Origin of the sequence: Methylophilus sp. Leaf408, assembly GCF_916856905.1 — a bacterium.
GTDB lineage: Bacteria > Pseudomonadota > Gammaproteobacteria > Burkholderiales > Methylophilaceae > Methylophilus.
Genome location: NZ_CAKASK010000001.1, coordinates 1,610,425 through 1,637,264, shown reverse-complemented (window position 1 = coordinate 1,637,264; position 26,840 = coordinate 1,610,425). Strand labels below are relative to the sequence as shown.

Below are 26,840 nucleotides of genomic sequence, written 5' to 3'. Positions count from 1 at the left end.
AGATGACAAGTCTACTTAGTTGCGTACCGTAATCTAAGTATATGTATTGTTGCGTAGTGGTAAGCATAGTGCCTCGACAATGTGGACTCATAATCCGTTGGTGCTGTGTTCGACTCACAGAGGGGCCACCATTTATAGAGAGACTCAAGGTTAACGCCTTGGGTCTTTTTTGTTTTGTGGTGAGGTAAACTAGAAGAAGATTCATAAAGATTAAGCAGCAGCAGATAAATTTTTAATTGATGCAAAATATATAAAAATGATCCATTCTATAAAGCAGGTTATTAGTTTTTTATTTGTGCTGATACTTTTCAAAGTGCTTAGCTGTACTGCCGAGCCTAAAAAACTCAATAAGGAAGACGTCAATGACCTGATTAAAAGCACCTGTTCAGCAGAGTTGCCTAATCTTGATCAAGAATTCAAAGATGCGAAATACACACAGGTGCGATGGGATACAAAGAATTTAAAAAAATTCGATGGATACAACCCATACATTGAAAAAGGAGTACTTCAATTTAAACCCGATATGACAATTGGAGGTAACACACCGACTAATTCGGAAATATCTAGGCTGTCTATTCCCTTTTATTTTCCCAGCTTGCGAGGCACTCAAGACTCAAGTTATCGCAAGGAAAAAAGAGAGTTTTTTAAAAAATTTCGAGTTGAAAGTAAATATAGACATGGGGTTCCAGAAAGTTTGATTCCCTTGTCTGTACTGCAAGTCAAGGACTGGAAAACCTTACCCATTACTCATGAAATTGTATTCTTCAAGAATAATTTTCGACCTGATTTAACTCAAACTGAAATCAACCAGGCACGTAAAGTGTATGAGAGATATGTAGTTTTGATTAGAAGTACCAATCCAGATAGAGAAATCAAATACGTCTCCGATTATGAGCAGTTTGGATTAAAGGAATTCATTTCCAAAAGACATGGTTTGTTTTACTACGAACCGATCGATAACGTTAATCCTAGCCCATATGGATTGCCTAGATTTGCCTGTGATGCGGCTGGACGGATAGGCATAACTGGATGTGTTGGTCATTTCAAAATGGATTCAAACTATCTAGTCACCTATGAACTACCTTACAAATTAATGCAGTGTTGGGAACAGGTTGAAGAAGGCGTTAGACGCGTAGTTCGACTGAATACGCAAGCAACGGATTAGAACCCTGTCCATAGTCACACCCCTGAGCCATAGGCAAGTAATCAATGGCTGACCGATACGACGGTGATCCCGGTGGAAATCGTTGGCCGTTATATTGGCTTGGCGTGGGAGTTTAGATTTATCCGGGCGGAGTAATGGCAGATAGTAAAAAAGCCCAACACTCGGGTAAGAATGTCGGGCTTAGTCATCTGCATCCTCGGGAAAGGTTTGATGTGATTCAAAATATAAATTCTTTAAAACTACCAGTCAAAGATAACTCTATGTTTTTGATAATGTCGGGAATAATTCCCATATCAATGTAGAGTGTTTCCCGTCATTCTTACATCAGGGCTTGTTTTACCACTAGGACTGTTAGATGTGAGGAAACTTATTTTTAACGGGGTGAATCAATCCCTACCCGCATACACTGATTTGCATATTGGTCTAATGCTAAAAGGCATCTCTTCGGGGGTGCCTTTTGATTTTTAGGGTTAGCAAATGAAAGGAGTTAAATCACAGATCACAACTATTCAATACATCACTCAACTTCAAATCTAAAGCATCTGCAATTTTAAGCAGACAGCTCATCAATAAAGCTTATTACTTCCTTGCGTTCTGCTGCTTTAAGCCTATGGAATCTCGCTAACAATTCCGCTTCATCATCTTTATCCGCATAAAAGTAAGTCACAGGTAAATCAAGCACGTCAGCAATTCTTTGTACTAATTCAAATGCAGGCACTCGCTTACTTAGCTCGTAGCGATTCATCCTCGCACTAGCCGACTCAGGCTCAAGTCCAATTTTCAACCCCAACTGCTCTTGCGAGAGTTTTGCTTGCAGGCGTGCTTCCTTCAATCTCTTTGAAAGCGTGGACATTGTTGTCTTCTAAGTTCTGAAGCGTTCAATTGTCCTAAGTTGTACTTTTCCATATACTACCGTTTTGGTAGTTTTTACGGTCATGTACAAGCATAATGAAACTAAATATTTAACTCAAAAAGGATATGGGAATGGATTTAAAAAAAATATCAAAATTATTAATATTCTTAGGCATTGCCTTAGTTGCAATTGCCTTTTTTATGGATACAAGTGTTTCAAGTCGTTATGGTCGAGTTCATAACATTGGTTTGGTTTCTCAGCAGCAAAATCTACTAATTTTAGGAGGCATAGCGTTTTTAGCCGGAATTATATTGATAGCAACCAATTCAAAGCCTAAATTCCTTGAGCATACTCAGGCGAATTCAGATCAATCAAAAATCGAAGATAGCTCAATCCCTATCAATTTTCGATTGGGCGAATATTTCAACCAGTGGCTGGCGAAAAGAAGAGACAACAAAATTGGTCGATTCTTAATTTTTCTCTATACCTTGCCGTTTGCAATAGCTTTAGGTATGGTTTTTGATGAGGAGAATCCGCTAACTGTCATGCCATTCTTTGTGCTTTTACTTTGGGTATTAAGTCCGCATTCAGGAAAAAGGGTGATTCTTAGCTTGTTGTATACGCATATTGCAAGCGCAATCCTGTGTATAGCGATAATCACTTCAGAGCGCGGTCCTATGTTGCTGGTCTGTATATTGATTGTATTGGCGACTATTAATTATTTGATTACACGTTATTTGAAACGTAAGGAAAGCAGTGAAATAGTAAGTCAGAAGTGAAGCAGAACACTAAGTAATACCAATGACCCGCCCTAACAAGGCGGGTTTTTTTACGCCTATACAAAGGAGCAATATGATCGAAATATGTAATTTCAAAGAAGCCTTCCAGCTTTATCAAACCAACCAACTTGCTTTCCCCGTTGTCCAGGATATTGCTTACCTGCTCATGAATGTATGTGATGACCACCCACCAAATGTTCATTCTTATACAGACATCAATGCTGAAAATCTCAAATGGCTATCCGGCCAACAATATGCAGAATTTTCATTCAATGAATACCTTGGTGGGGATGCATATATCTGTGAATCCGAGTCTGACTTAAAAAGCATCAAAGGTTTTGATCCGGCATGGGCTGATAAGCATGAAGAGTGGCCAAACGTTACTGACCAACCAATGATTTTTGATGTATGCCACAAACTCGATAGTGAATGGGCAGTGTTTTGTTTCATTTGGAACAATGCCGGTGGTTCGACCTATTACGTTCCCGAGTCGTTGTGGTCCGCAGCAAGAGTTGAGGAGCATCTGGCAATGAATCAAAGTTAATTCAGTCGCGGTAATCAGACCATCTTATATGAAGGGTGCAATGCATTCGATCATTTAATTTATTCAAAAGGAACAACTATGAAAGCCAAGCGTATCGTCAAAGCAAGTGAATGCCTTAACTTATCTGCAAAGTACAAAATCAAGTTTCACATTGGAATCGACGAGCAGGGTGCCATTATCATCCGAGTGGCCGAGAACGAGGGTGGAGGCTACTTCAGTCCAGAATGGGTCAAATTACAAACGATCCTGGATAAACTCGACGGTGCTAAAACCCCTTTAACATCATTCACCTTGCAAGGTATTACAGAAGGCAAATCCTCAAATACCATCGGCTTTTTATGGGCTGCAATTTATAGCCTTGGGTTGGTTGAAAGAGATATCGACAATCCCCGTGTTTACGTTAGTTGCGATCCTAAACCAGTCATTGAAACGATAGACGCTCTAATTAAATCAGGGACAGATATTAAAGTGGATCACATCCCCGATGGTCGCAAGACAGTCACATCAAAACCAGAGCTCACCAAGAAATCAAGCTCCCCTAAATCCAGTCAATAGTCAGCATTACAGCAACTACGGAGAATAAGTACGCAACTCCATAATCTGTCCCGTGCATAGCACTAAGCCATTCAAGGCTCAAACTCTTTTCTGTTTCATCCTCCGGCATATATCGAAACTATGTCGAAATAAATTCTCACCGTTCAACCTTACACCGCTGAATCTCAGTGAATTTTGGAGTTTTCTGATGGCTCTTTTAACGCTGCTCGTAATTGGGCTGTTTTGTCTCGTTTTCAAATCTACCCGGATGATTGGTGTGATTGGGTTAACCCTGATCGCGCTTGTTTATCCATTTGTGTTTCTCGCACTTTTTCTTGTGGTTCTTGTAATTGCCTATTTCAAATTAAGGAGAAAATTAAATGTGTATCAACCACCCAAACTACCTTGAAGCACTAGAAACAGTTTTGTCATGGGATATCCCGGATGGGCTGTGTTCTATCATGTAACTAACTTTTTTGAACCGCCTTCAGAAAACGAAGGATTGAAAATTGTACAAAAAAGTTCTGGTCTATGAGTTGATTAATATCGGAAATTCCCACTTACTCGACGACTTGTCCCCTTTAGATGTTCTGTCTGGCGTCGGTTTCATTAGGTCGTCGAGTCGACGTCTTGTTTGATTACTTCAGAGGTAGATAGATATCTGTCACTAGATCTGCCTCAGCAATATCTGGTAGTAAATTCAAATATTGAAAGTAAAGTGGGTAGTCACGTAATTCTTCGCCACTATTAGGCAGCCATTCCCAGTATAAGGGATAGATTGACTCTCCCAAGCGGGTTATGTGATCCCAAATGCCTTACTACTGCGCAACGGCCATCAGGAATAGTTTTCATAACGATTCCATGCGTATTTTCTGGGACATCACTTTTAACTTCGCCAGCAATGTCAAAGCGAAATTGTGAAGGTTCAGCTGTATCTGGATTGTTATAAGCGATGCCAAAAGTTCTGCTTTTGTTTTTGGGGGACAGCCCCGTTGTTTTACTCCAAGCGATGAATTGACCTACCGTATTGTTAAGCTTCTCAACGGGCCCATTTTTCGGGATATTCTTTAATCCAAATTTGATGAGTCCACATAATTAATCAAGTTTTGATTATGCTCTTCAAGAGTATTTAGTGAGAAATTAGCTCTAACCACACTTTCTAGTGCAGGCGATGGTAATGGTTTACTAAATAAATAGCCTTGAGCCTTCTCGCAATTATTTTGCCTTAAAATCCTCTTTTGTTCAGCCGTCTCAACACCTTCAGCCACAACGGTGAGTTTGAGGGTGTTTGCCAGGGCAATGATTGCCAGCGTAATGGCCTGGTCCTCTGAATCGTGCGAGATATCCATGATAAAACTGCGATCAATCTTGATTGTATTGATTGGGAACCGCTTCAGGTAGCTTAATGATGAATAGCCGGTACCAAAATCATCAATGGAAATGCTTACGCCTGCAGCGCGCAAGACATGGAATTTATTGATCGTAGACTGGGAGTTATCCATCAGCACGCTTTCAGTCAGCTCAATATTCAAGGCGGTCGGGTTGATGCCGGTTTCCGACACAACATCCAGGATTTTATGCACCACATCAAACTCTCTCAGCTGTCTCCCTGAAAGATTCACGTTCATCATGAAATCGATACCAAACTCATCTCGCAACTTTTTCTGTTGCAGGCAGGCTTGACGTAACACCCATTCACCTATCGGGATAATTACACCGATGCGCTCCGCGCACGGAATGAAAATGCCGGGGCTGATATCTCCATAAATGGGTTCATGCCACCTTAGCAAAGCCTCAAAACCGACGATCTGCTCGGACTTTAGGTTGATGATGGGTTGGTAATACACTTCAAATTCATTGCGTCCCAGTGCACTTCTAAGCGCGGTTTCCAGATAGTTCCTGAAATGAGATTCATCATCAATTTCCTTGGAAAAGAGTTTGAAATTATTCTTGCCCTCATTTTTTGCCCTATACATTGCGCTGTCGGCTGAGCGCAGCAAATCGCTAGCCTGTATGCCAGGCTGGGTTGAACCGCTAATGCCTATGCTGACGCCGATATATAGGTCATTATTATTGATGATGAATTTTTCAGCACAGTTGTGGATGACTTTAGCGGCTAATTCCCGCGCATGGGAAAACTGGTTATTATCAGAAATCAGGATAGCGAACTCATCGCCGCCTATACGGAATACTTGATCGCCAGGCCTGAGGTTTTCCTTAAGGCGATGCCCTACATCCGCCAGCAACTCGTCGCCAACCCGGTGCCCATAGGTATCATTGATGACCTTGAAGTCATCAAGATCAATGAACATCAGGCAGCAGACCTTGTTGAGGCGCTCAGCCTCTATAATTTTCTTTTGCAATTGCTGGTTGAAATAGTGTCGGTTAGGCAGCTGGGTAACGGTGTCAAAATAGGCCAGCCGGTCAAGGGCTTTCTCCGCCTGCTTCTGTTTGGCCAGCTCAGCTTCCAGCAGCTCATCCCTTTGCTCAATGCTGCGCAGCATGGCGTTGATCCCCACTGACAGGCTGCCTATCTCATCTTTAGTTAACAGGTGGCTACGTACGGTGTAGTCATGACTGCTGGAGACTTTATCTACCAGGTTGGTTAAGGCCAGAATGGGTTGCGTCAAAAATTTGTTGATCCTAATTGAGACTAACAGTGAGATGATCAGTCCTATGAAGGCAGCAATCATGACCGCCAGGACCAGCAGGCCGAGCCGGGTATTCAATTTATCCAGATTTGCTTCTATAAAAATAGTGCCGATTACACGGTGATCAAACACGATATCACGGGTCAGGATATGCGTTTTGAAACTGGATTTCAATTTGCGTAACGCGGGCAAGCGGATTTGGGAGGCGCGCACGGTTTGTTGATTTTTGTCATAGGTGGCCAGCAAATGACCAGTCTCATGAAAGAGATAAGCGCGGTTGATGCTGCCCATTAGATTTAACGTGGACAATATTTCATTTGCTGCATTTTTGTCATCAAAGAGCAGCGCGGCAGTGCTGCTATGTTCAATGATGGTGGCCTGGGTGTCCAAGTCATTGTACAAGTCATTCCTGAAACTGGTGTAGCCGTAGCCGAGAACGATGGACAACAACACAAATAGGGCAGAAATCGTCACTACTCCCTGGGCCAACAATAATTTAATCTGGATAGACAGATTATTCAATCTGGCAGAAAACATTATTCATGCACTTTCTGGGCAAGCGGAATCAATTTTGAACTCAGAGAAATATTGGCTTTGCGCGCACGTGCGAGGTCAAGATCAAACACTAGACGGTTGTTCTTGATCGACAAGTTGATTATCCCTGGACCGCTGCCGTTAAATTCTTCCCCTACGGTCAGCACATGCTCGGTGCTCAGCATCTTGGCAATTTTTGCGACATAGGCGGCGTCTGAGGAATTTAGGTAAACCAACTGGCACTCGGTGGCATCCGTCGATTCCGAAAAACGTGCAAGCCGGATTTTCTTTCCATGGACCGTTTTGTTAGCCAGCACTTCCGGGCTGATACTATCGCTAACTTTTTCCAAGGTACAGATATTGAAGGTCGGCTGATCATTGACTGGCCAGTCTGTAAATTGAGCAAAGTTATATAGGTAGGCAGAGCGCATATCCAATTCGGGGATTGCCGCTGCAAGAGCATGGCCATGATGGCACAGCAGGCCCATCATCAACAGCAGAGGTTTCTTCATGGCCATTGATACACCATTTGTAGCCAAATATTCCTGCCATCTTGAAGAATGGTTTCCTGCGCATTGAAACCCGACGCGGCAATCGCATAATCGCGGTCAAACAGGTTGCGCACCGTCGCACTGACATTCACATGCGGAATCAGGTGGGTGGAAGACAGACTGACATTGACTAAGCTGTAGCCAGCTATGTCGTTACGCTGCTCGCTTAAACGCTTGCCAAACGATTGCAATTCAACGCCGAGGTAGAGCTGGTTGCTGAGTAATGGCATGGAAAAGTTGGACTTGAACAAATGTCTGGGTGAATTGACCATCCACTGTCCATTGCCATCTTCAACCAGTTGCCAGGCATAACTGGTTTTCAGATGCATACCAGATTTCCAGAAATGGTCCAGCTCGATATCCGCCCCCCTAGTGATGGCCTTATCCCAGTTGCCATACTGAATGATGCCTGGTCCCCCTACTTCGCTGGCGGATATAAGGTTTTGCGTTGTGTAATAGAAAAAGGAATTCTGTATTTTGGTCTGGCTATCCGGACGACTTTCAATCACCAATTCCGTCGCATCCACTGTTTCTTTCCTCAGGTTCCTGTTTGGTAGTAGAAAACTGGGGTCGGAATAGTATTTCTCATAGACATTCGGTCTCCTAAATGCCGAAGCATACGAAACCTTCACATCCGTTTCTTCGGTTGCCGAATAAATAGCGGCCACACGCGGGCTGACAAAAGTGGCATTTTTCCCACCGTAGTCATAACGAGCACCCATATTCAAGCGCACGTTACGCAGCCACTGATATTCATCTTGCGCATAACCACTTATCAGGTACTGGCTGTGCTCCAGCGAAGCATCTGGCAAGTAAAAGTCCTGCTGGTAATCATTTCGGTATTCGACACCATAGAGCAGCTTGTGATTGGCGATGCTGGTATTGGTGAATTTTGCTTCTGCCCCCCACCAGCGACCCATATTTTTTTCCGAATAAAATTCCCCGGTGAACACTGCACGGCTACGGTACTGATACTGGCCATAATAGGTTCGGTAAGAAGCCTTATGCTGCGCGTTGAAATCAGCGTCGTATTTGAGATCGATAAAGCCGTTGCTATCCTGGATCCAATTAGGGCTGACATTAAAGTCCGCACCAAACTGTGCAGTCGGATCACTTTTACGGCGGCTAACAAATGCACCTGTTAAGGTCCATTTATCAAAAATTAGCTTGCCAAAAAAACGTCGGTTGCGCTCATCATCTAGGTTTTCTGCTCGGCCATTATTGGTGGCAGGGAAATCAAATTCAGGATAATAATGTGTCTGGCCATTACTGGCGAACCGTGAGGCTGACAGTAATATATTTAAGCCATTGGCCAACGTCTTGCCATAGGTCACCCGTTCCTTCTGGCTGCCAAAGCTGCCGGCATCCAGGGCAGTTTGCACTCCATTGATATCACTGCCTTTTTTGGTGATGACATTAATGATGCCGTAAAATGCGCCGTTTCCATAAGTGACGCCACCGGGGCCGGAAACATATTCGACCCTGTCTATCAGCTCGGCATCCAGTAGCCCGTCATTGCCCAGGTAGGCAGCGTTGTAGAGATTGTCATTGGCCTGGTAGCCATCGATTAACAACATCACCCTGCCAGCATAATCGCCGGTCCGGCCGAATCCGCGCCCCCCCATATAGGTGTAGGTGCGGTCATTGGTGGTATATAACCCGCGCATGCTGCCGATAATGTCAGCCAAAGTTCGATAACCAAATTTGCGAATATCTTCCGCAGTGACTGTGCTGACTGCAGAGGGCGCGTTACTAATCTGCTGGCCGATCCTCGATGCGGTGATAATGTCTGTCTGTATAAGGTGTTCAAAAGGGATGTCAGTGACATCGGTGGATGCGGCAAAAACACTGGTGCATCCCTGTATAACAATTATTGCGACGTAGGCATAAATAACTCGATTTTGAGATCTGAACTTCATTCACGTTTAACGGCTTTATTAAATAAATCTTCAGTAAAAAATCAGCCATTCTGTTACTCTCAATATCGAGAAATAATGACTGTGAAAAATGCTTCTTGTACCAACCCAATTAAATATGTGGTTGCTCATCAATGAATGAAAAAAAGCCATCAAAAGATGGCCCACGATTATGCAGTCACAACTATACTTTCATGCAGAAAGTGTAGGAAATAATATCACTATTGAAACATCTAAATTAGCAAAAATCGCACCGATGTAGTCCTCATTTCATTAGTGCCTATATTACGATGTTATCTAATAACAACCTATCAAACCTGAACACTCTACCGGAGTTCCTTACCTTGCAGCACCGATGAATGATTACATCGATTCATTCTTGTGCCCACCGTCGGAAAACTCTTTAGTTGTATTACCACTCATATTATGAAATTGGATGTTTTACAATGCCTGTGCTTTTAAACTGATTTAGCATACATACCTACTTTTCATGACTTATTTTCAAAGTCTGCACAATCCCACTATTTATTTTTCAACAGTTCCACCCAAGTAAGCTGTCAATAACTCAATTTTGAATCAACCAGTATCAAACCTTTTTAGAACAGTGGAGTAACAGTGGGTAACCCAAATACTAAATTTCTGGTGGTAGACGATTTCTCCACAATGCGAAGAATTGTACGTAATTTACTGAAGGAACTCGGCTATAACAATGTAGAGGAAGCTGAAGATGGTGTTGAAGCGCTAGAAAAGCTTCGCGACGGTAATTTCGAGTTTGTAGTGTCTGATTGGAATATGCCTAATATGGATGGTCTTACTATGCTTCAAAACATTCGTGCTGACCCTAAATTGTGTAATTTGCCTGTTCTTATGGTGACGGCGGAAGCAAAAAAAGAAAATATTATTGCCGCCGCCCAAGCCAAAGCCAGTGGTTATGTAGTGAAGCCATTCACCTCAGCAACTTTGGAAGACAAATTAACTAAAATTTTTGAGAAAATTGATAAAGGCTAAGCTTGATTTGCATGAATCTCAACTCAAATGGAGTTCATGATTAGTTTGTAATCACAGGCTCCCAATCAAACTCCACCCATGTTGGCGCGTGGTCACTAGCACCTTCTATGCCTCTATAATCCTTATCCACATTTGCATTTCGGAGACCTGCGGCCAATACCGGGCTCAGTAACAAGTGGTCGATTCTCAATCCGGCATTTCGAGACCAGCGATTTCGTTTGTAGTCCCAGTATGTGTAAATGCTTTCATTGGGATGACATGACCTCAATGCATCTGTCCAGCCTTGCTTAACCAGATCTGCGAATGCTGTACGACTTTCAGGCTGTAAAAGGGCATCGTCGTCCCATGAAGTGGTTTTGTATATATCTAGATTGGTTGGAACAACGTTATAGTCGCCAGCGAGAACCACAGGCAAACCGGTATCTAAAAGCTCTTTAGCATGAACGTTCAACCGCTGAAACCAGGCTAATTTATAGTCAAATTTTGGGCCCGGTTGGGGATTGCCGTTAGGCAAATATAAACTGGCCAGAATCAATCCATTTACAGCCGCTTCAATATACCTTGCTTGTTTGTCAGCGGGGTCTCCGGGTAAGCTGCGGCGTATTAAAAGTGGCTCACTATCTCTACTAAGTATAGCGACACCGTTCCAGGCTTTTTGACCTTGCCATAAAGCACCATAACCCGCTTTCTCAATAGCCTTGACTGGAAACTTATTCGTTTCTGACTTAAGCTCCTGGAGACACACTGCATCAGGCTCTGTTTCGGCTAACCACTCCAATAATCGCTCAATCCGATTATTGATCCCATTAATGTTGTAAGTGGCAATCTTCATATGGATATTATGTTGTAGTGGCTTTCGGCTGAGCGATCATTTGATGAGTTTATATACAGAAAATCAAATGGTCGGCTCAATAAGTTATCAGTTGGTCCTGTGTTCGACTCACAGAGGGTGACCAATGATAAAGACTCAAAGTTAACGGCTTGGGTCTTATTTGTTTGAAGTGAGATAAACTGGATATTATTCGAAATCAAATTTCAGGAGACCTTAGTGTCTGGAGAGGATTTAATTCGGCTTGCTGTTGCTGAAGCACCTCGTCCTGGCCAAGAACAATTAAAGGTTAAGGTTCTGGAAATTGTTGATCGCTTAATTTAGGAGCAGAATCAGTAGCTGAGTTAGGAGTCAATCGCAATCCTTATATAATTTTAACTAGCTCAGTTACTTTCGTAATCAATGATTCCATTTCAAATGGTTTAGTGATTAATGCCATTCCCTCACGTAAAAATCCAGAGGATGCAACTGCAGCCTCTGCATAACCTGTCATGAATAAAACTTTTAGTTCAGCCCTATCAACTAGCGCAGCATCTGCAATTTGTTTGCCATTTAAACCGGGCAAACCTATATCTGTGAGTAGTAAATTAATTGACGCTTTGCTTTTTAAGATATCCAAACCAGAAGGGCCATCACTGGCTTGAAGAGTTTTAAAGCCTACATCTTCAAGGGCGTCTACAACAAGGGCTCTGATTATTTCATCGTCTTCGACTACCAATATGACTTGCCCATCAGCTGTAATTGAATTGGGAAAGTTTGAGACTTCAGTGGCTGGCAAGGCCTCGTGTTGGCTTTGGTGTCTAGGTAGATAAAGATGCAATGTAGTTCCGGCACCCAGCGTACTTTCTATTTTACTGAATCCATCGGACTGTCTGGTAAAACCATAAATCATTGATAGACCAAGCCCAGTACCTTGACCTTGAGGTTTGGTAGTGAAAAACGGATCGAATGCACGTTCAATAACATCAGGTGACATGCCAGTACCGGTATCACTGACAGAGATTCTGACAAACTCGGCATCATCTTGGCTAGCAAACTTCTTTTCAACTACATTGCGTGTAGAAATTTTTAACTGACCACCATCAGGCATGGCATCACGAGCATTAATGGCCAGATTGAGAATTGCACTTTCTAATTGGTTGATATCACAAAGTGTTTCCCATAGCTTATCTTCCAGATCTAGTACAAACGATATCTTTTCATCCAGCGTTCGAATTAAAAGATCATCCATAGTTCTAATGAGAGGATTGACTTGAACAGGCTTAGGGTCTAAGGGCTGCCTACGTGAAAAAGCTAGTAACCGATGCGTCAATCCAGCCGCTCTGAAAGATGCACTCAAGGCATTATCAATATAACGTTCAACATCTACAGTTTTTCCGAGTTGCAGACTTTTTTTAATGACGTTCAATGAACCGGTGATACCTTGAAGTAAGTTATTAAAGTCATGTGCGATTCCACCAGTTAGTTGGCCGACAGATTCCATCTTTTGAGACTGCCGCAATGCATCTTCTGCAGCCAATCGCTCATCCATAGCTTTTTGTAAGGCTAAAGTACGTTCAGCAACGCGCTGTTCTAAAACGATCTGGGATTGGTGGTAAATCTCTTCTGCAATTTTCCGATCTGTAATTTCCATTACAAATAAGTGGAAACCATCAACTACAGCACTTTCAGACAATCGAGGTAAAAACCTTACTTCGGCTTCTCTTCTTTTGCCGTCTATATGTGGCCAAACAAGTTCGCAGTGAACAATTTTGCCAGCTAGAGCGTTAGCGATGTGCTCTAAAGAACCATGATTAGTTCTTTCCACTAAAAAATTATCGATCTGATTGCCAATGAGATCACTCTCATGTCTGTAAAACCAAGTTTCGCAAGCATTGTTCACAAACTTGATCCGGCGTTCCATATCAATAAATGCAATTAATACAGGTAAAGAGTCTGTGACTAATCGAAGCTCACTTTCGCTCTGTTTTAAAGACTCCTCTGCATTTTTACGCTCATCTATGTCGATCAGGACACCAGGAAACCGTATAGCCACTCCCTGCGCGTTTAATTCGCAATATCCATTGGCTTCAACCCAGCGCCAGTTACCGTCTCCATTTTTAACACGATATTCAGCTCGGTAGACTCCACCATTTTGGACTGTTTTGGCAATCATCTGATTTAGATAGGCTTGATCTTGAGGATGTACTAATTGCACAAACGTATCAACAGCGACTCCCTCTATGAATACGTCCGGGCTGGATCCAAAGCTTTTAGCTAAGCGTTCATCACCTGTCAAAACATCATGTTGGACATCCCAAATCCATGTCCCTAACACCGTGCCAGAATTGAGTGCTAAATCGATACGTTCATTTGAAACGCGTAATTGTTCAGATGTTTGCCTCAGCTGTTCCAGTTGATCACGAATCACGTATTGTCTGAGTCTTGCAGATAATGCCCACTTAACGGCACTAATTAAGGACTCTCTACTTAACGGTCTTTCAAGGACCATGACATTCGAGATTCTTTCGGGCAATAGATTACGTACTGCAACACTGTTTGTAGAAGAAGATACTTGCCTAGCCGGCGCTAAATAGATAAAGGGAATATCTGACCAGGTTGGTTGCGCATTCAACGCTTCAACTAATTCATTGAGATTGATTCGAGCAATTGACTCGCTGGTTAACAAAATTGAGCCTGTATTATCGTTTATCGCAAGCGCTAATTCATGGACTGAATGAATTACATCAGCTTCAATACCCGCAGTTTCTAACAATGCCAGACAATATTCGGCATCTTTACCAAATGAAGCGAGAATTAATACAGTGCATTTACCCATTAAACTATTGGGTATCATCTGTGCGTGGTTCTAATAGTTGATCTGAACTGCCTTTGTAATCTGGTACACCGGTTAACACGCCCTTGAAGCCATCTAACACTTCACCAACGCGTAATCCTTTAGAGTCGATCCTCAGTTCACGAATGGTATCTTCATGAGAACCACCACGGTTTTTGATGATGGATATGGCTTTCCTGATCCTGCCTTCAAATTCAAAGAAGCGTAATAAAATTACCGTATCGGCTATATAGCTAACATTCAAACCTGTCACCGACATCGTTCCTACAAGGCTTTGTTGCGGATTGATCAATAAGGTAACGATACCTTGTTGGTTGAGATAAGACAGCATTTCATGCATTTGAAGAAGTAGTTGCTTTTCTTGTGGCATAGAGGACATGTAACCTGCCAAGCTATCCACTACTATCATTTTCACATCAAATTCCTCGACCTCCTTTTTGACTAAACACGCAAATTCACCTGGTGTAATCTCGGCTGGATCCATCTGCCTGATGTTTAATTGACCTGAAGCTATATATTGTTGTAGATCAAATCCTAAAAGTTTTGATCTGGTAAGTAATGTGCCGATACGCTCATCAAACTCATAGATAACGGCCCGCTCACCACGCTTGCAAGTTTCGGCAACATACTGAAGGGCAATATTCGTTTTACCGCTGCCAGCAGGGCCAGTAATCAGTGTAGTAGTGCCTTTTAGCATGCCTCCATCTAGCAATTTGTCTAATTCATCTATCCCAGATTGAACAGGCTCCTCTAAAAATTCAGTATGAAATTTAGAGGCAATTAATCTTGCATAAACATTTACTCCACCTTTTTTTATCGCGAAGTCGTGGAAGCCAGCTATGAAATCAACACCTCTTAGCTTTTGAACTTGTAATTTCCTAGTTGCTCCACCGAACTCAAGTGTTTTTCGTTCTAGCGTAATCACTCCATGACAGAGGCTGTGTAGATGCACATCACGTTCGCCAGCATTTCCCGTCATATCATCAACGAGTAAAACCGTAATTTTTTTTGAGGCAAAGTGTTGTTTAAGCATCAATAGCTGTCGTCTATAGCGCAGCGAGTCCTGTGCTAGCAATCGCATTTCTGACAAGCTGTCAAAAACAACTCTACTCGGTTTTATTTCTTCAACTTTATCAGTGATTAATTTAATAGTCTCGGAAAGCTCAACCTCCCAAGGATGCAAAATACTTTGTTCACGATCAAAACTTAGTGCAACATCTGCCTGTGCTAACTCGAACAGTGGCATTGTTTCTAAATTCCAGTCATGTGATTGCCCGACTGCATATAATTCTTCAGCAGTTTCTGACAAAGTTACATAAAGTACCTTTTCACCATTGGACAAACCTTCCATCAAAAACTGTATAGCAACTGTCGTTTTTCCAGAGCCAGGGGCACCTTCTAATAGATAAAAACGGCCGGCAGGCAATCCGCCTTTAAGCACAGCATCTAACCCTTCTATGCCTGTTCTTGCAATTTTGATATTTTCTGAAATAGTGTTCATTAAATATTAGTAAAAATTAAATTTATAGTTCACAACCTACATGTCTTGTAACACCTCGTCAACACAGAGATAACGAGATAACTTATTACATGAGACTATCCTACAACCTTATCAGGATAATCCCACACGTTGTTGGTTTAAAAGGGTTAAGGATTATCCAGACGTGAGGAATTTTGGGGCTAGATTCGATTGTGAGATAGGCAGTTATAGATGAGAGACTCTAGGTTTACGTCTAGGGTCTTGGTTACAGCTGCGCAAATATTTCATAGGATTATGCAAAATAGATTATATTCATAATCTAAATTTGACTTATTCAAGAAGCCCCTTTATTATTAGATTACGGTCGTAATCGTATGGCTGTTTCCATTTACTAAAGGATATGGACATGAATCCCCAACATTTATTCATCAATCTGGCATTTGCCGCAGCGAGTGTCAGTTTCCAAGCGCATGCATTTGAAACCCAGCCTGTACTTAATCTTGAAACAGCGCAGAAGATAGCTGCAGGTTGCCAAGCCAAAGCTACAAAGGAAGGTTGGAAAATGAGCATTACTATCGTTGATGCAGGCGCTAATCCAATCTATTTTCAACGTATGAATGGCGCTTATATTGCTTCCGCTGAATTATCAAAGCTCAAAGCGTTAAATTCTGCTGGCATGCAGCTACCAACAAGCGCGCTTGAGGAATTTTCTTTTGGTAAGGATAAAAAAGGTGGGCCAGCGCCAGGTCTAGCTAACTTGTCTGGTTTCGTTACTTTAGGTGGGGGTATTCCCTTTAGCGTTGGTAAAGAATTTTTAGGCGCTATAGGTGTCAGTGGTGGCATGCCTGATCAAGATGCTGCTTGTGCTCAAGCGGGTATCGATGCGATTCAATCACTTTTAAATAAGTAATATCGAAAGTCACAGCAAAATAGTTGGATTTCATGTGAAAGAACACTGATGAGAGTAAGTAGGGCTAAATCTGTAGAGAATCGTGAACTGGTGCTAGACACTGCGTCAACCCTATTTAAGGAGCATGGGTTTGATGGTATTGGTGTAGCTGATTTAATGAAAAGTGCTGGATTGACTGTCGGCGGGTTTTATAAAACCTTCCAGTCAAAAGAGGATTTGATCGCTCAAGCTTGCCAACGAGCTTGCGATAAAACTCTAAAAAGATGGGAAGAGCATATAGCCAATCCTGAAATTGAGAATCCTCTTGCTCGCATCGGCAGCTCTTATCTCTCAACCAAAAATAGAGACGAGTTAGCTACAACATGTGTGTTTTCAACATTGGCGCCTGAAGTGTCACGCCATGATATAGCAGTTCAAAAAGTTTTCGAAGGTAGTATTGAGTCAGTCGTTAAGCTTCTATCAAAGATTGTTCCTGGCGAATCTGAGCAAGAAAAGCGCGAGAACTCTATCGCCATGTTTTCTCAATGGGTGGGTGCATTGATATTGGCTAGAGCCGCAGGCACGAGTGAGCTATCAGAAGAAATTCTGGATACCTCGAAAAAGAAGACTTTGAATGAGTAGTATCAAGAATAAAGAACGCATATGAAATTTAAAGTATTTGGCAGGAACTCTGGATTGAGAGTGTCTGAGTTAGCGTTGGGCACGGGTAACTTCGGTACAGGGTGGGGGCATGGCGCTGCGCCTGAAGAGGCTAAAAAGATTTTTGATCAGTATGTAAATGCGGGTGGGAATTTCTTTGATACTGCAAACGCATATCAACGCGGTGAGTCAGAGTCATTATTAGGTGATTTCATTGCCTCGGATAGGGATCAATTTGTCGTTGCAACCAAATATAGCAATGCAACTGCACCCGATGCCGGGATTTCCAGAACCGGTAACAGCCGTAAGAACATGGTGCGCGCTGTTGAGGAAAGCTTAAAGCGGCTGAAAACGGATCGCATTGACCTTTACTGGGTGCATATCAGTGATGGTGTCACGCCTATGGAAGAAATCCTGCGTGGATTAGATGATTTGGTGCGCAGCGGGAAAGTAATTTATGCGGGCCTTTCCAACTTTCCTGCATGGCGGATTGCACGGGCGGACTTGATGGCAGATTTGAAAGGGTGGTCTCCCATCATCGGCATTCAGATTGAATACAGCTTGGCAGAACGTTCGCCAGATCGAGAGCTGATCCCAATGTCAGAGTCTTTAGGGTTGGGAGTTACCACCTGGTCACCGCTTGGTGGAGGCTTTCTGACAGGCAAGTATCGGGATCAACATGTGGACACTCGCTTAACTAAGCTAGGTATGCTGGTCCATACTGAAAAGTCAGAAAAAGAAACTGAATTGCTCAATACGATTTTGTCCATTGCCGATGAGTTGGGGGCTAGTCCAACCCACATTGCTATTGCCTGGTTGCTAGACAGGGCCGCTAGATCGACAACTTCAATCATACCAATATTAGGACCTCGAACAGTAGAACAATTAGATGCCACCTTAGGTGCTTTGGATATCAGTTTGCCCCCTGAAATGGTTGCGCGATTGGATGCAGCGAGTGCAGTAGCGTTGGGTGTACCGCATGAACAAATAAACTCTTCTTATAGAAGCCTGTCCGGCGGCAATGATTTGCAGGTGCTAATAAAACCAGCTTAAACCATTTAATACTCAAAAATCATTCACAAACTGTAAAGCCTGCTCATAGTCACACGTTTTGAGTCATAGCCAAACAATCAGGGGCTGACTGATCCAGCTTCCCCGGGCAAATCGCTGGCCGTTATGTTGGCTTGGTGTGGAAGTCAGGACTTATCCAGGCGGGAGATGGAATAGCTTGATTATATTATTTCGAAAACTCTTGTTCATATGCGAGCAGGTTCAATGCTCGGGAACGTACTAGCTGCATGCCTAAGTTTGTGCCGGTTAATTGGTGAATAGTGCCTTGCTGTGATGAGATAATTTCACTAATAGCTTTACCTTCGGTATCTCTGTACTTCAGCCATTGTTGTTGAGCTTTCCTAAGCGCCACTTGCTGGGTCGAATTCAATCTTTTCATGAGCCGCTTGTAGACTATATTCATTTCTGAATCCCACTTAACCCTGGCTTCATTAGTAATGTTACGCATGTCAGCAGTTGTTGAAACTGTCTCTTCAGCCATTTTGTTTTCATACCATGCATCAATTGGATGTTGAATAGGTTTGATGTCAATGCCCGCGTGCGCAATCGCTGATAGAAAGATAAATACTGTAACAAATAAGGGCTTAAATAAATTCATATTCACCATAACATTAGGAGACTAATATTTAAAGATCACAACTATCCAATACATCACTCAGCTTCAGGCCCACAGCCTCAAACCTTACCCATAGTCTCACGTCTTTAGCCATAGCCAGAAAATCAGGAATTGGATGATACGACTGTAATCTCGGTGACAATCGTTGGCCATTATGTTGGCTTGGATTATTCATGAAGATCAATTTTGCATACCTCTAGTTCAGGAGAGCGCATGCTCGCATTTTACAGAATAAGCAATACTAATATAAGGATTCAAGCTTAATGCCTTGAGTCTTTGTTTTTAAGCCCGTACAAGTTAGTATGTTTAATAGATTGCCTGGCGTATTGTTTTTAGTCTGCTTGTTTTAGCTGTTATCAATTGATTGCTTATCAAGGAGTGGAAGATGAATGATGTTGCAGATGTAATTGAAACCTTTCATGGTGGGTGTCCTCATGATTGTCCCGATACCTGTTCCATGCAATTCCATGTCAAGAACGGGGAGCTGGTCTCGGTTACAGGTAATCCTAATCATCCGATGACGCGGGGCGGGTTGTGCGTAAAATTGAAGGATTACGAAAAGCGGCATTATCATCCCAACCGTCTTCTATACCCGATGAAGCGGGTAGGGCCAAAAGGAAGCAAACAATTTCAGCAAATCACTTGGGATGAAGCGCTGGGTACTATCGTTGACCGATGGCAAACGCTTATTCAAGAAGATGGTCCCCGCTCTATACTGCCAGTCAGTTATTTGGGAAATCAGGGATTGGTACATGGACTCAACGGCGGGGATGCCTTTTTTAATCGATTGGGTGCTACCGTATGCGAAAGGACCTTTTGTGGTGAAGGCTCCTGTACCGCCTGGTTACTAACTGTTGGGCCTACCGCCGGGGTAGACCCCGAAAGTTTCATACATGCAAATTTCATTGTGATCTGGGCATGTAACTCTGTCTCCACCAATCTACATCACTGGCACATCATCAAAGAGGCGCAAAAAAGAGGCGCGAAGATCGTGGTGGTGGATTCTTTCGCTTCGAAAACGGCGAAAGAAGCGGATTGGCATATTGCACCCAAGCCGGGCACCGATGGCGCTTTGGCGATGGCGATGATGAACGTAATCATTGAAGAAAACCTGGTCGATCATGATTATGTAGAAAGATATACGGTCGGGTATGCAGATCTGGCGGAAAGGGCGAAAACCTGTACTCCGGAATGGGCTGCCGAAATAACCGGTATACCAGCAGACGAGATTCGGTTGTTCGCGCGTGAGTATGCTTCAACTCCCCCGGCAGCCATCCGCATAGGCGTGGCTTTGGAACGTAATTATGGTGGAAGCCAGGCGATACGGGCAGTCACCTGTTTGCCTGGACTTATCGGTGCCTGGCGTCATGTGGGAGGAGGGGCGCTACAATTCCCGGTCTGGGAGCATCCCTACAAATTTGATGTGATTTGCAGGCCGGATCTCATTCCCGAAGGTACGCCCGTCGTAAATATCTTGCAATTAGGCAGAGCCCTGCTTGGCGAAACGCCTCTGGAAACTCCAATTAAATCCATCATGGTGTGGAATACGAATCCTGTCACACAATCTCCTGAAACCGACAAGGTAATCGAAGGCTTGAAGCGGGAAGACCTGTTCACCATCGTGGCCGATCACTTCATTTCCGATACGGCTTCTTATGCAGATATCATCTTGCCGGCAGCCATGGGGGCGGAGCAGGAAGACATGATTTTATCCTGGGGCCATTTGTATCTCACCTATAACACCAAATGTATCGAGCCTCCCGGAGAGGCATTACCAAATAATGAGATATTCCGCCGCTTAGCCAAACGGTTGGGATTCGAAGAAGACAATTTCAAATGGACTGATGGCGAGTGCCTGCAGAATTATGTCGACTGGAGTTCACCCGCTTGCAAGGGGATTCATCTCAACTATATGCGTGAGCATGGGTTTGCCAGATTGAATGTGGGTACCAAAGACGACCGTGCACCTCATCGTCAGGGCAATTTCCCTACCCCAACTGGTAAATGCATGTTCATGGTCGAAGGCGCGAAGAATTTCGTTGCCGGGCCTTTCAGGCAGATGTACGAGGGTTTTCAACCCGGGGAAGATCTGGATCCATTACCTGCATATGTTGCAAGTCGAGAATCAGCTGATACCAATGCTGTGCTGGCAGCCAGGTTCCCTTTGAACATCATTTCTCCTAAAAGCCATGGCTTCATCAATTCCTCATATGCGAATATGGAATCCAAAATCCGCGTGCAGGGAGAGCAATACCTGATGATCAACCCGGTCGATGCATTAGCAAGAGACGTTCAGGATGGAATGGTGGTAAAGGTATTCAATGACAGAGGTGCTTTTGAGGGTCTGGCACGCGTCACTACAGATGTAAATCCTGGAATAGTCGTAGCAACATTAGGCTATTGGCGCCAACTCAATAATGGTACTGTGAACTGTATCAGCTCCGCTGAGTATGGCGACATGGGTCATTCAAATACGTTTAGCGATAACCTGGTTGAAGTCGAGCTGGTTTGAATAAACAGAGGCTGAGGGTTCAAGCTATCAGGGCTGTGTTCGACTTACAGAGGGGCTACATTTATAAACGGACTCAAGGTGCACGCCCTGGGTCTGTTTTATTTTTCAGGGTATATTAATGATTGCTGCAAATTAATTATTCCAATATTAATAAAAGCTCATCGTTGAGTATAAATCGTTTGTAAATCAAGGGGAGGATTGTTTATGTTTGCAACTTCAACACGTTCTGTGCTGGTGATAACCGTTTTAGCGATGTTATTGATCCCGCTAACGGCATCCTGGTTTGCTTATCCGTCTACGCATCTACCACCCGGTTTTGGTGTTTTTCCACCACAGTTTGTTGAAGAACCTCCGGGGTTTAATCTGATTGTTTTTATTGGGGTTGCCCTGCTTGAAGCAGCATTTGCTGTTTTTTTGATTTTTCCGCAATGGTTTGGTTTTAAACCGGTCGCCCCATCCCCGCAGCCTGCACTGCGTGCCTTGCCCTGGTGGTTTTGGGTGGGGGCGGTTGTGACACTGTTTTTCTGGTGGTTGATGTGGACGCGCACGACCCCATTTGGTGATTTGGTTTATTACGCGTTTACGCCGATGTGGTGGGGCTTTATCTTTGTACTTGATGGCCTGACATTCCGTTATTCTGGCGGTTACTCTCTGTTCGCTAGTCGCCCCAAAACTTTTCTGATTAGTGCGGTTGTCTCGATTGGTGGCTGGTATTTCTTTGAATATTTCGATTACTTTGCCTTAGGTAACTGGTATTACCCAAATACCGAGATCCCCGGGTTAAGCCATGCCACAATCGTGTGGATATTTATTTTTGCCTACAGCACCGTTTGGCCTGCCGTTTTTGAGTGGTATACCTTGTTGAATGCTTTTCCTAAAATTGCCGGGCGCTATGCCCAGGGCCCCGCGCTTGCACTGCCAGCAAAGCCGATGTTGTATCTGAGTTTTTTATTATTTGCTGCCGTGCCGTTCTGGCCTTACCCATTGTTCTGGGCAATGTGGATCGCGCCTTTGATAGGTATTGCTGGAATATTGATGATCTGCGGTATCTGGACCCCATTTACGGACATGGCTAAAGGAAATTGGAGCCCGGTGCTTCTGATGGCTCTCAGCTCCTTGTTTAATGGATTTTTTTGGGAGGTTTGGAACTACGGAAGTGCGCATCCAGCATTACCTGTCACCAATCCGAATTACTGGCTTTACGATATCCCCTATGTCAATGTGATTCATATTCATGCTGAAATGCCACTACTGGGTTTTGCAGGTTATTTGCCCTTTGGTGTGCTGGTATGGGTGGTGTTTATTTTGGCGGGTAAGGTGTTTGGTTTTAACACCGATATTCTTAAGAGTGGCCAAGGTCATTGAGTTGTGTTTTATGCGGAGAACACTAAACCTATGATGCGCTTGTCATAGGTTTGATTAGCTTATCCAATCAAAATTAAAAAGCGGCTTGCAGGAATGTAAGCCGCTTTTCTTTAGTCAAACCTAAGTGATTCGTGAAATTTCTGATAGGTGTTAAATCGGATACTTTCAATGATTTAAGTACGCATTTTCCTACAGAAATTTCAGCTTTAAAGGTATATAGCAAAGTTTTCATTGAGTTCATTATTGAGGAGTTAAAACTAAACTCAAATGGAGATTGCTATGGCCTTGAACAAAGACACTAACCCGCACAGCGTCAATCATATTGATGAAAGCCGTCTCGACCCTTCAAACCCGAATTCGATTGATCCAGCCAATACAGATCCGGCTGATGACTCACGTGGATATGAGAAAGGTGAGGCAAACACAGGTAATCAGGATAGAAGTTTGAATAAGCAGAATATTGATGACCGAAACAAGAAGTTTCCGAACGATATCAGCAATCCGGATGCCGGAATTTAAGTTTCTTGATATAGCTTCCGCACTTCCTCAATGTGGAGTACAGAGATGACGAATAAAACATTTAATCTTATAGCAACGGTAGTTTTTTATTTGGCCGGCGCAATAGCCGTTGGTTTAGTGTTTATCAGTTGGAATGAATCCGATACACCTCCTGCTGCTGAACCTCTGAGTGAAACAGTAAAATCCATCACAAACTCTGAAGCCGCCAATCCACTCCCAATTAATGATAGGGAGCCGCAAAATTTTGCTCAACCGACGGTTAAGCCTGACTCACAACAATAATTCAATCCCAAAAGCCGACTCTGGAATTCATTCATAGTCAGTCACGTCCTACATGTAAATGAGAGCACTACGGATAGGCCTGAGACCAGATACGTCATTTAATGGCTAGTAGTCTAGAAAAGAGTTAAATCCAGTAATGATTCAATTTTATAGGGACATAGATATGAACAAACTTTTGATCGCATTATTATTCTCGGCATTTGCAATGACAACTAATGCTGCTGATACTGATAACCAGACAGATGGTGCCGAACTGGGTACCCAGGAAACCCCACAAGCACAGGATCAAAGCAAAAATAGTAATAAATCGACGACTACCAACAAACATAATAAAAAGCGTAACCATACGCAGAAAAAAACCAATCACAATCATCCTAAAGCCAATGGCGCTGAAGAGAATCCACTACAGCCTACCGATTCAGAACCAGCACCAGGAGCGTCTACCAAGTAATAAAAAAGAGATTGCATGCAGCAATCTCTTTTTTATTCGTAGCCCCCAATCATGATCATGGAACTTTATGAACGCCACTATCAGCTTAAACCCCCTCATTTATAGACCTGATTATGAAAAGATTCAGGATGATGAGGGCGACACTATCCAGGAGTTGGTAGAAACCCTCCAGGAAATTTCCGACATTACGTCTAAGGATTATGGCCGCGCGGTACGTAGCGTTCATGCGAAGTCACATGGTTTGATTCGCGGTAAGTTAACCATTAAAAGAGATCTGCCGGACTTTTTAAAACAGGGCATTTTTGCTTCTGAAGGCATATATCCGGCGATTATGCGTTTTTCCACCAGCCCTGGCGATATCATGCACGACAGTGTTTCCACTCCGCGAGGTATTGCGATCAAACTCATGGGTGTTGAAGGTGAACGCTTAACCGGAGAACCCACAAGCAGAACACAGGATTTCCTGATGGTAAATGGCCCGGCCTTTTTAAAACCAGATGCCAAGAGTTTTGTGCCTGGTCTGAAATTGCTTGCGAAAACAAGTGATAAGGCAGAGGGTTTAAAAAGAGTGTTTTCCGCAGTCTTGCGTGGCACGGAAAGATTGATAGAAAGATTAGGTGGCGAAAGCCCGACCATTAAAAGTCTGGGAGGCCATCCGCAAACCAACATTCTAGGTGAGACTTTCTTCACGCAAGTGCCTTTGCTATATGGGAAATACATGGCGAAGTTTTCTTTAGTGCCCATTGCACCTGAATTGACCGCCTTGAAAGATGCACCATTGGAAGCTGGTAAGGAAAATGGGATCAGGGAAGCGGTTTCAGCGTTCTTCAAAACGCATACAGCGAAATGGGAGCTGCGTGCGCAATTATGTACAAACATCGAAACTATGCCGATTGAAGATGCTTCAGTGGTGTGGCCTGAAGTGGAAAGTCCGTACATTGCTGTCGCCACCTTAGAGGCAACCCCGCAGGTGTCCTGGGATGATGCCACCTTTCCACAAATTGAGGACAGGCTGACTTTCAGTCCATGGAATGGAGTTCAGGATCATCGTCCGTTGGGGTCCGTCATGCGTGCACGCCGCCACGTTTATCAAAGTTCCAGCAACTTCCGCAAGCAATTTAACGGTTGCCCAATGGCAGAAATAAACGCTTTGGAAGAGGTATGAGCAAACCGCATTTGATAGCATCAACGGGGCTGCGGTTGGTTGGAGCTGTCGTAACGGTCTTCCAGTATTTTTGCAATGCCGTATAAAGAGCCTATACGGCACTTATAAGGCCTGAAACGACCTCAATGCTTTTCCTGTACGAATTGTGCATGGTCAAAGCTGGCAAAATTAATTATTCAATTTTTTTGAGAATCTTGCCATGGCACCTGCATGTCAGATTATTGTCAAAAAGCCAACGCCGACTTTCTTAAAAAGTATACGTACAACATGATTAAAAATAAAACTGCCGCGCCATATCACCAACCAAACAGTGTCTCCGACCGCATTGCCTTGGCCATAGTTAAATTCATGCGGGTTTTTGCGGATGCATTTTTTTCAGGCCGCTATGGGCATCGTGCGGTTGTACTTGAAACGATTGCTGCTGTACCAGGCATGGTGGGTGGTGCTTTACAACATCTACGTTCGTTAAGGCGGATGGAAAATGATGATGGCTGGATCAATATCCTGTTGGATGAAGCCGAGAATGAACGTATGCATCTGCTCACCTTTGTGCAAATTGCAAAGCCCAGTTTATTCGAACGGTTGCTGGTCATCATCGCTCAAGGCGTTTTTTATAATTTATATTTCATCTTGTATATATTCTCTTCAAAAGTAGCTCATCGGATCGTGGGCTATCTGGAAGAGGAGGCCATCTACAGCTATGGTGAGTACCTTGCAGAAATAGACGCTGGAAAATGTGAAAACGTACCCGCGCCGGATATTGCTATTGAATATTGGGATCTGCCAAAAGAAGCCCGCTTGCGCGATGTGGTGGTCGTGGTAAGAGAAGACGAAGCCAAACATAGGGATGTTAATCACGGGTTCGCAAACCAACTCGAAAATGCCTGAGTATTCTTTGGCGCTTCTTTCCTCTATCAGGCATTTGTAAAATGACACACCACTATGATGTCTATGAGTGACTTAGATTATTCAAAGTAATGGAGCAGTACAGAATAATCATGAATGAAAGGCTGCAACTGTAAACCCCTGCAAACAGGGCACTTATTTATTCAGATCAGAGCTTATCCGGCATATAATGTAAAGTAGTAGAGAAAGTAACAGAAATCCATGTCCCCCAGTAGTTTGCGCAGCATCTCCGTAGAATCAAACCGTCGTTCTTGGCAAAAGAAGTCTCAACTTGTAGATGGGTTGGGCGGTGAATATACAGTATTCACCCACGATATTTCTCATACGGGCATGAGTCTTTTTGCTGACAGGCAATATAAGGCTGGACAATTGTGCAAGGTGAATGTGCCTGTATTTGTCGGGTCATCCCTTCGACATTTCAAATTTAATTGCCGGGTTGTTTTCTCATCCCTCAGTGGCATGAAAGGTTTTAGAACAAACCTGGAGTTTCTTGAAGTAACGCCAGAAAATAAAACCTTGATCCAATCGGTGATGGCAAAATAATCTGGGGTAAGCTTAATAAGCCTGCTAGACTCAAGGTCGATACCTTGAGTTTTTTTGTTTTAGAAGATGACGGTTGGCAAATTCAGTAATAGCTTGCCTACAGAATAATCAGTGCTATCTGACTTACCACACTTAGAATCCCAACTAAACTCCAATCTTTCCGCTTAGCATTTAAACTGGA

Annotated in this window: 26 protein-coding genes and 1 tRNA gene; 17 read left to right on the top strand and 10 right to left on the bottom strand. The window is 43.3% G+C overall.

Annotated features, from left to right (window positions below):
• Positions 1-46: 46 nt before the first annotated feature.
• Both LPA26_RS07615 and LPA26_RS07610 read left to right on the top strand, forming a co-directional pair.
• A tRNA-Ile gene (locus LPA26_RS07615) sits at positions 47-131 on the top strand.
• Between the two features lie 125 nt (positions 132-256).
• Positions 257-1,165 (top strand): hypothetical protein, encoded by a 909-nt coding sequence (locus LPA26_RS07610; protein WP_229007893.1) that lies wholly within the window; start codon positions 257-259, stop codon positions 1,163-1,165.
• Between the two features lie 550 nt (positions 1,166-1,715).
• Here LPA26_RS07610 and LPA26_RS07605 read toward each other — a convergent pair.
• Positions 1,716-2,018: a helix-turn-helix domain-containing protein gene (locus tag LPA26_RS07605; protein WP_229007892.1), complete on the bottom strand. Its 303-nt coding sequence runs from the start codon at positions 2,016-2,018 to the stop codon at positions 1,716-1,718.
• Between the two features lie 131 nt (positions 2,019-2,149).
• Here LPA26_RS07605 and LPA26_RS07600 point away from each other — a divergent pair, with 131 nt between their 5' ends.
• The 3 genes from LPA26_RS07600 to LPA26_RS07590 all read left to right on the top strand — a co-directional run bounded on the left by LPA26_RS07600 (position 2,150) and on the right by LPA26_RS07590 (position 3,896).
• Positions 2,150-2,797, top strand: coding sequence for a hypothetical protein (locus LPA26_RS07600; RefSeq protein WP_229007891.1), 648 nt, complete (start codon positions 2,150-2,152; stop codon positions 2,795-2,797).
• A gap of 73 nt (positions 2,798-2,870) precedes the next feature.
• Complete coding sequence (locus LPA26_RS07595) at positions 2,871-3,341, top strand: hypothetical protein (protein WP_229007890.1); 471 nt, start codon at positions 2,871-2,873, stop codon at positions 3,339-3,341.
• A 78-nt stretch (positions 3,342-3,419) separates the two neighbouring features.
• Positions 3,420-3,896 (top strand): hypothetical protein, encoded by a 477-nt coding sequence (locus LPA26_RS07590; RefSeq protein ID WP_229007889.1) that lies wholly within the window; start codon positions 3,420-3,422, stop codon positions 3,894-3,896.
• A gap of 617 nt (positions 3,897-4,513) precedes the next feature.
• Here the strand turns inward: LPA26_RS07590 and LPA26_RS14290 are convergent.
• The 5 genes from LPA26_RS14290 to LPA26_RS07570 are packed head-to-tail and all read right to left on the bottom strand — an operon-like array spanning position 4,514 to position 9,530.
• Positions 4,514-4,666 carry a GyrI-like domain-containing protein gene (locus LPA26_RS14290; RefSeq protein ID WP_255659056.1) on the bottom strand — a complete coding sequence of 51 codons (153 nt, stop codon included), beginning with the start codon at positions 4,664-4,666 and terminating at the stop codon, positions 4,514-4,516.
• Positions 4,623-4,886, bottom strand: coding sequence for a GyrI-like domain-containing protein (locus tag LPA26_RS07585; RefSeq protein WP_255659196.1), 264 nt, complete (start codon positions 4,884-4,886; stop codon positions 4,623-4,625). The genes LPA26_RS14290 and LPA26_RS07585 overlap by 44 nt, the downstream gene beginning before the upstream one ends.
• A gap of 56 nt (positions 4,887-4,942) precedes the next feature.
• The gene (locus LPA26_RS07580; protein WP_229007888.1) at positions 4,943-7,063 is read right to left on the bottom strand and encodes a bifunctional diguanylate cyclase/phosphodiesterase; all 2,121 of its coding nucleotides are present in this window, start codon (positions 7,061-7,063) and stop codon (positions 4,943-4,945) included.
• Positions 7,063-7,578, bottom strand: a complete 516-nt coding sequence (locus LPA26_RS07575) for a YfiR family protein (RefSeq protein ID WP_055826760.1) — start codon at positions 7,576-7,578, stop codon at positions 7,063-7,065. Before LPA26_RS07575 ends, LPA26_RS07580 begins: the two co-directional genes overlap by 1 nt.
• Entirely contained in the window at positions 7,569-9,530 is a 1,962-nt protein-coding gene (locus tag LPA26_RS07570; RefSeq protein WP_229007887.1) for a TonB-dependent siderophore receptor, read from the bottom strand. Before LPA26_RS07570 ends, LPA26_RS07575 begins: the two co-directional genes overlap by 10 nt.
• Positions 9,531-10,142: 612 nt before the next feature.
• Here LPA26_RS07570 and cheY point away from each other — a divergent pair.
• Positions 10,143-10,535 (top strand): chemotaxis response regulator CheY, encoded by a 393-nt coding sequence (cheY, locus tag LPA26_RS07565; protein ID WP_055826752.1) that lies wholly within the window; start codon positions 10,143-10,145, stop codon positions 10,533-10,535.
• A gap of 40 nt (positions 10,536-10,575) precedes the next feature.
• Here cheY and xth read toward each other — a convergent pair whose 3' ends face one another.
• From xth to LPA26_RS07550, 3 genes are all read right to left on the bottom strand, one after another.
• Positions 10,576-11,367: an exodeoxyribonuclease III gene (gene xth, locus LPA26_RS07560; RefSeq protein ID WP_229007886.1), complete on the bottom strand. Its 792-nt coding sequence runs from the start codon at positions 11,365-11,367 to the stop codon at positions 10,576-10,578.
• A 361-nt stretch (positions 11,368-11,728) separates the two neighbouring features.
• Entirely contained in the window at positions 11,729-14,182 is a 2,454-nt protein-coding gene (locus LPA26_RS07555; protein WP_229007885.1) for a PAS domain-containing sensor histidine kinase, read from the bottom strand.
• Between the two features lie 4 nt (positions 14,183-14,186).
• On the bottom strand, positions 14,187-15,701 hold the full coding sequence (locus tag LPA26_RS07550; RefSeq protein WP_055826744.1) for an ATPase domain-containing protein: 1,515 nt from the start codon (positions 15,699-15,701) through the stop codon (positions 14,187-14,189).
• Positions 15,702-16,086: 385 nt separating this feature from the next.
• Between LPA26_RS07550 and LPA26_RS07545 the strand changes: the two genes are divergently transcribed.
• From LPA26_RS07545 to LPA26_RS07535, 3 genes are read left to right on the top strand one after another with little or no spacing between them, the layout of a single operon-like run.
• Complete coding sequence (locus LPA26_RS07545) at positions 16,087-16,590, top strand: heme-binding protein (RefSeq protein WP_229007884.1); 504 nt, start codon at positions 16,087-16,089, stop codon at positions 16,588-16,590.
• 48 nt (positions 16,591-16,638) lie between these two features.
• Complete coding sequence (locus LPA26_RS07540; RefSeq protein WP_229007883.1) at positions 16,639-17,211, top strand: TetR/AcrR family transcriptional regulator; 573 nt, start codon at positions 16,639-16,641, stop codon at positions 17,209-17,211.
• 21 nt (positions 17,212-17,232) lie between these two features.
• Entirely contained in the window at positions 17,233-18,282 is a 1,050-nt protein-coding gene (locus LPA26_RS07535; protein WP_229007882.1) for an aldo/keto reductase, read from the top strand.
• Between the two features lie 184 nt (positions 18,283-18,466).
• On the opposite strand, the gene LPA26_RS07530 is transcribed toward LPA26_RS07535, so the two are convergent.
• Positions 18,467-18,898, bottom strand: coding sequence for a lysozyme inhibitor LprI family protein (locus LPA26_RS07530; protein WP_229007881.1), 432 nt, complete (start codon positions 18,896-18,898; stop codon positions 18,467-18,469).
• A gap of 403 nt (positions 18,899-19,301) precedes the next feature.
• Between LPA26_RS07530 and LPA26_RS07525 the strand changes: the two genes are divergently transcribed.
• From LPA26_RS07525 to LPA26_RS07490, 8 genes are all read left to right on the top strand, one after another.
• Positions 19,302-21,428 (top strand): molybdopterin-dependent oxidoreductase, encoded by a 2,127-nt coding sequence (locus tag LPA26_RS07525; RefSeq protein ID WP_229007880.1) that lies wholly within the window; start codon positions 19,302-19,304, stop codon positions 21,426-21,428.
• Positions 21,429-21,632: 204 nt separating this feature from the next.
• On the top strand, positions 21,633-22,793 hold the full coding sequence (locus LPA26_RS07520; protein WP_229007879.1) for a mechanosensitive ion channel protein MscS: 1,161 nt from the start codon (positions 21,633-21,635) through the stop codon (positions 22,791-22,793).
• Positions 22,794-23,072: 279 nt separating this feature from the next.
• Entirely contained in the window at positions 23,073-23,312 is a 240-nt protein-coding gene (locus LPA26_RS07515) for a hypothetical protein (protein WP_229007878.1), read from the top strand.
• Between the two features lie 45 nt (positions 23,313-23,357).
• Positions 23,358-23,594, top strand: a complete 237-nt coding sequence (locus LPA26_RS07510) for a hypothetical protein (RefSeq protein ID WP_055826725.1) — start codon at positions 23,358-23,360, stop codon at positions 23,592-23,594.
• A gap of 163 nt (positions 23,595-23,757) precedes the next feature.
• Complete coding sequence (locus tag LPA26_RS07505) at positions 23,758-24,045, top strand: hypothetical protein (protein ID WP_229007877.1); 288 nt, start codon at positions 23,758-23,760, stop codon at positions 24,043-24,045.
• A gap of 67 nt (positions 24,046-24,112) precedes the next feature.
• Positions 24,113-25,210: a catalase family protein gene (locus LPA26_RS07500; RefSeq protein ID WP_229007876.1), complete on the top strand. Its 1,098-nt coding sequence runs from the start codon at positions 24,113-24,115 to the stop codon at positions 25,208-25,210.
• Positions 25,211-25,420: 210 nt separating this feature from the next.
• Entirely contained in the window at positions 25,421-26,098 is a 678-nt protein-coding gene (locus tag LPA26_RS07495; protein ID WP_229007875.1) for an alternative oxidase, read from the top strand.
• A 219-nt stretch (positions 26,099-26,317) separates the two neighbouring features.
• Entirely contained in the window at positions 26,318-26,659 is a 342-nt protein-coding gene (locus LPA26_RS07490; RefSeq protein WP_229007874.1) for a PilZ domain-containing protein, read from the top strand.
• The last annotated feature ends 181 nt before the right edge of the window (positions 26,660-26,840 follow it).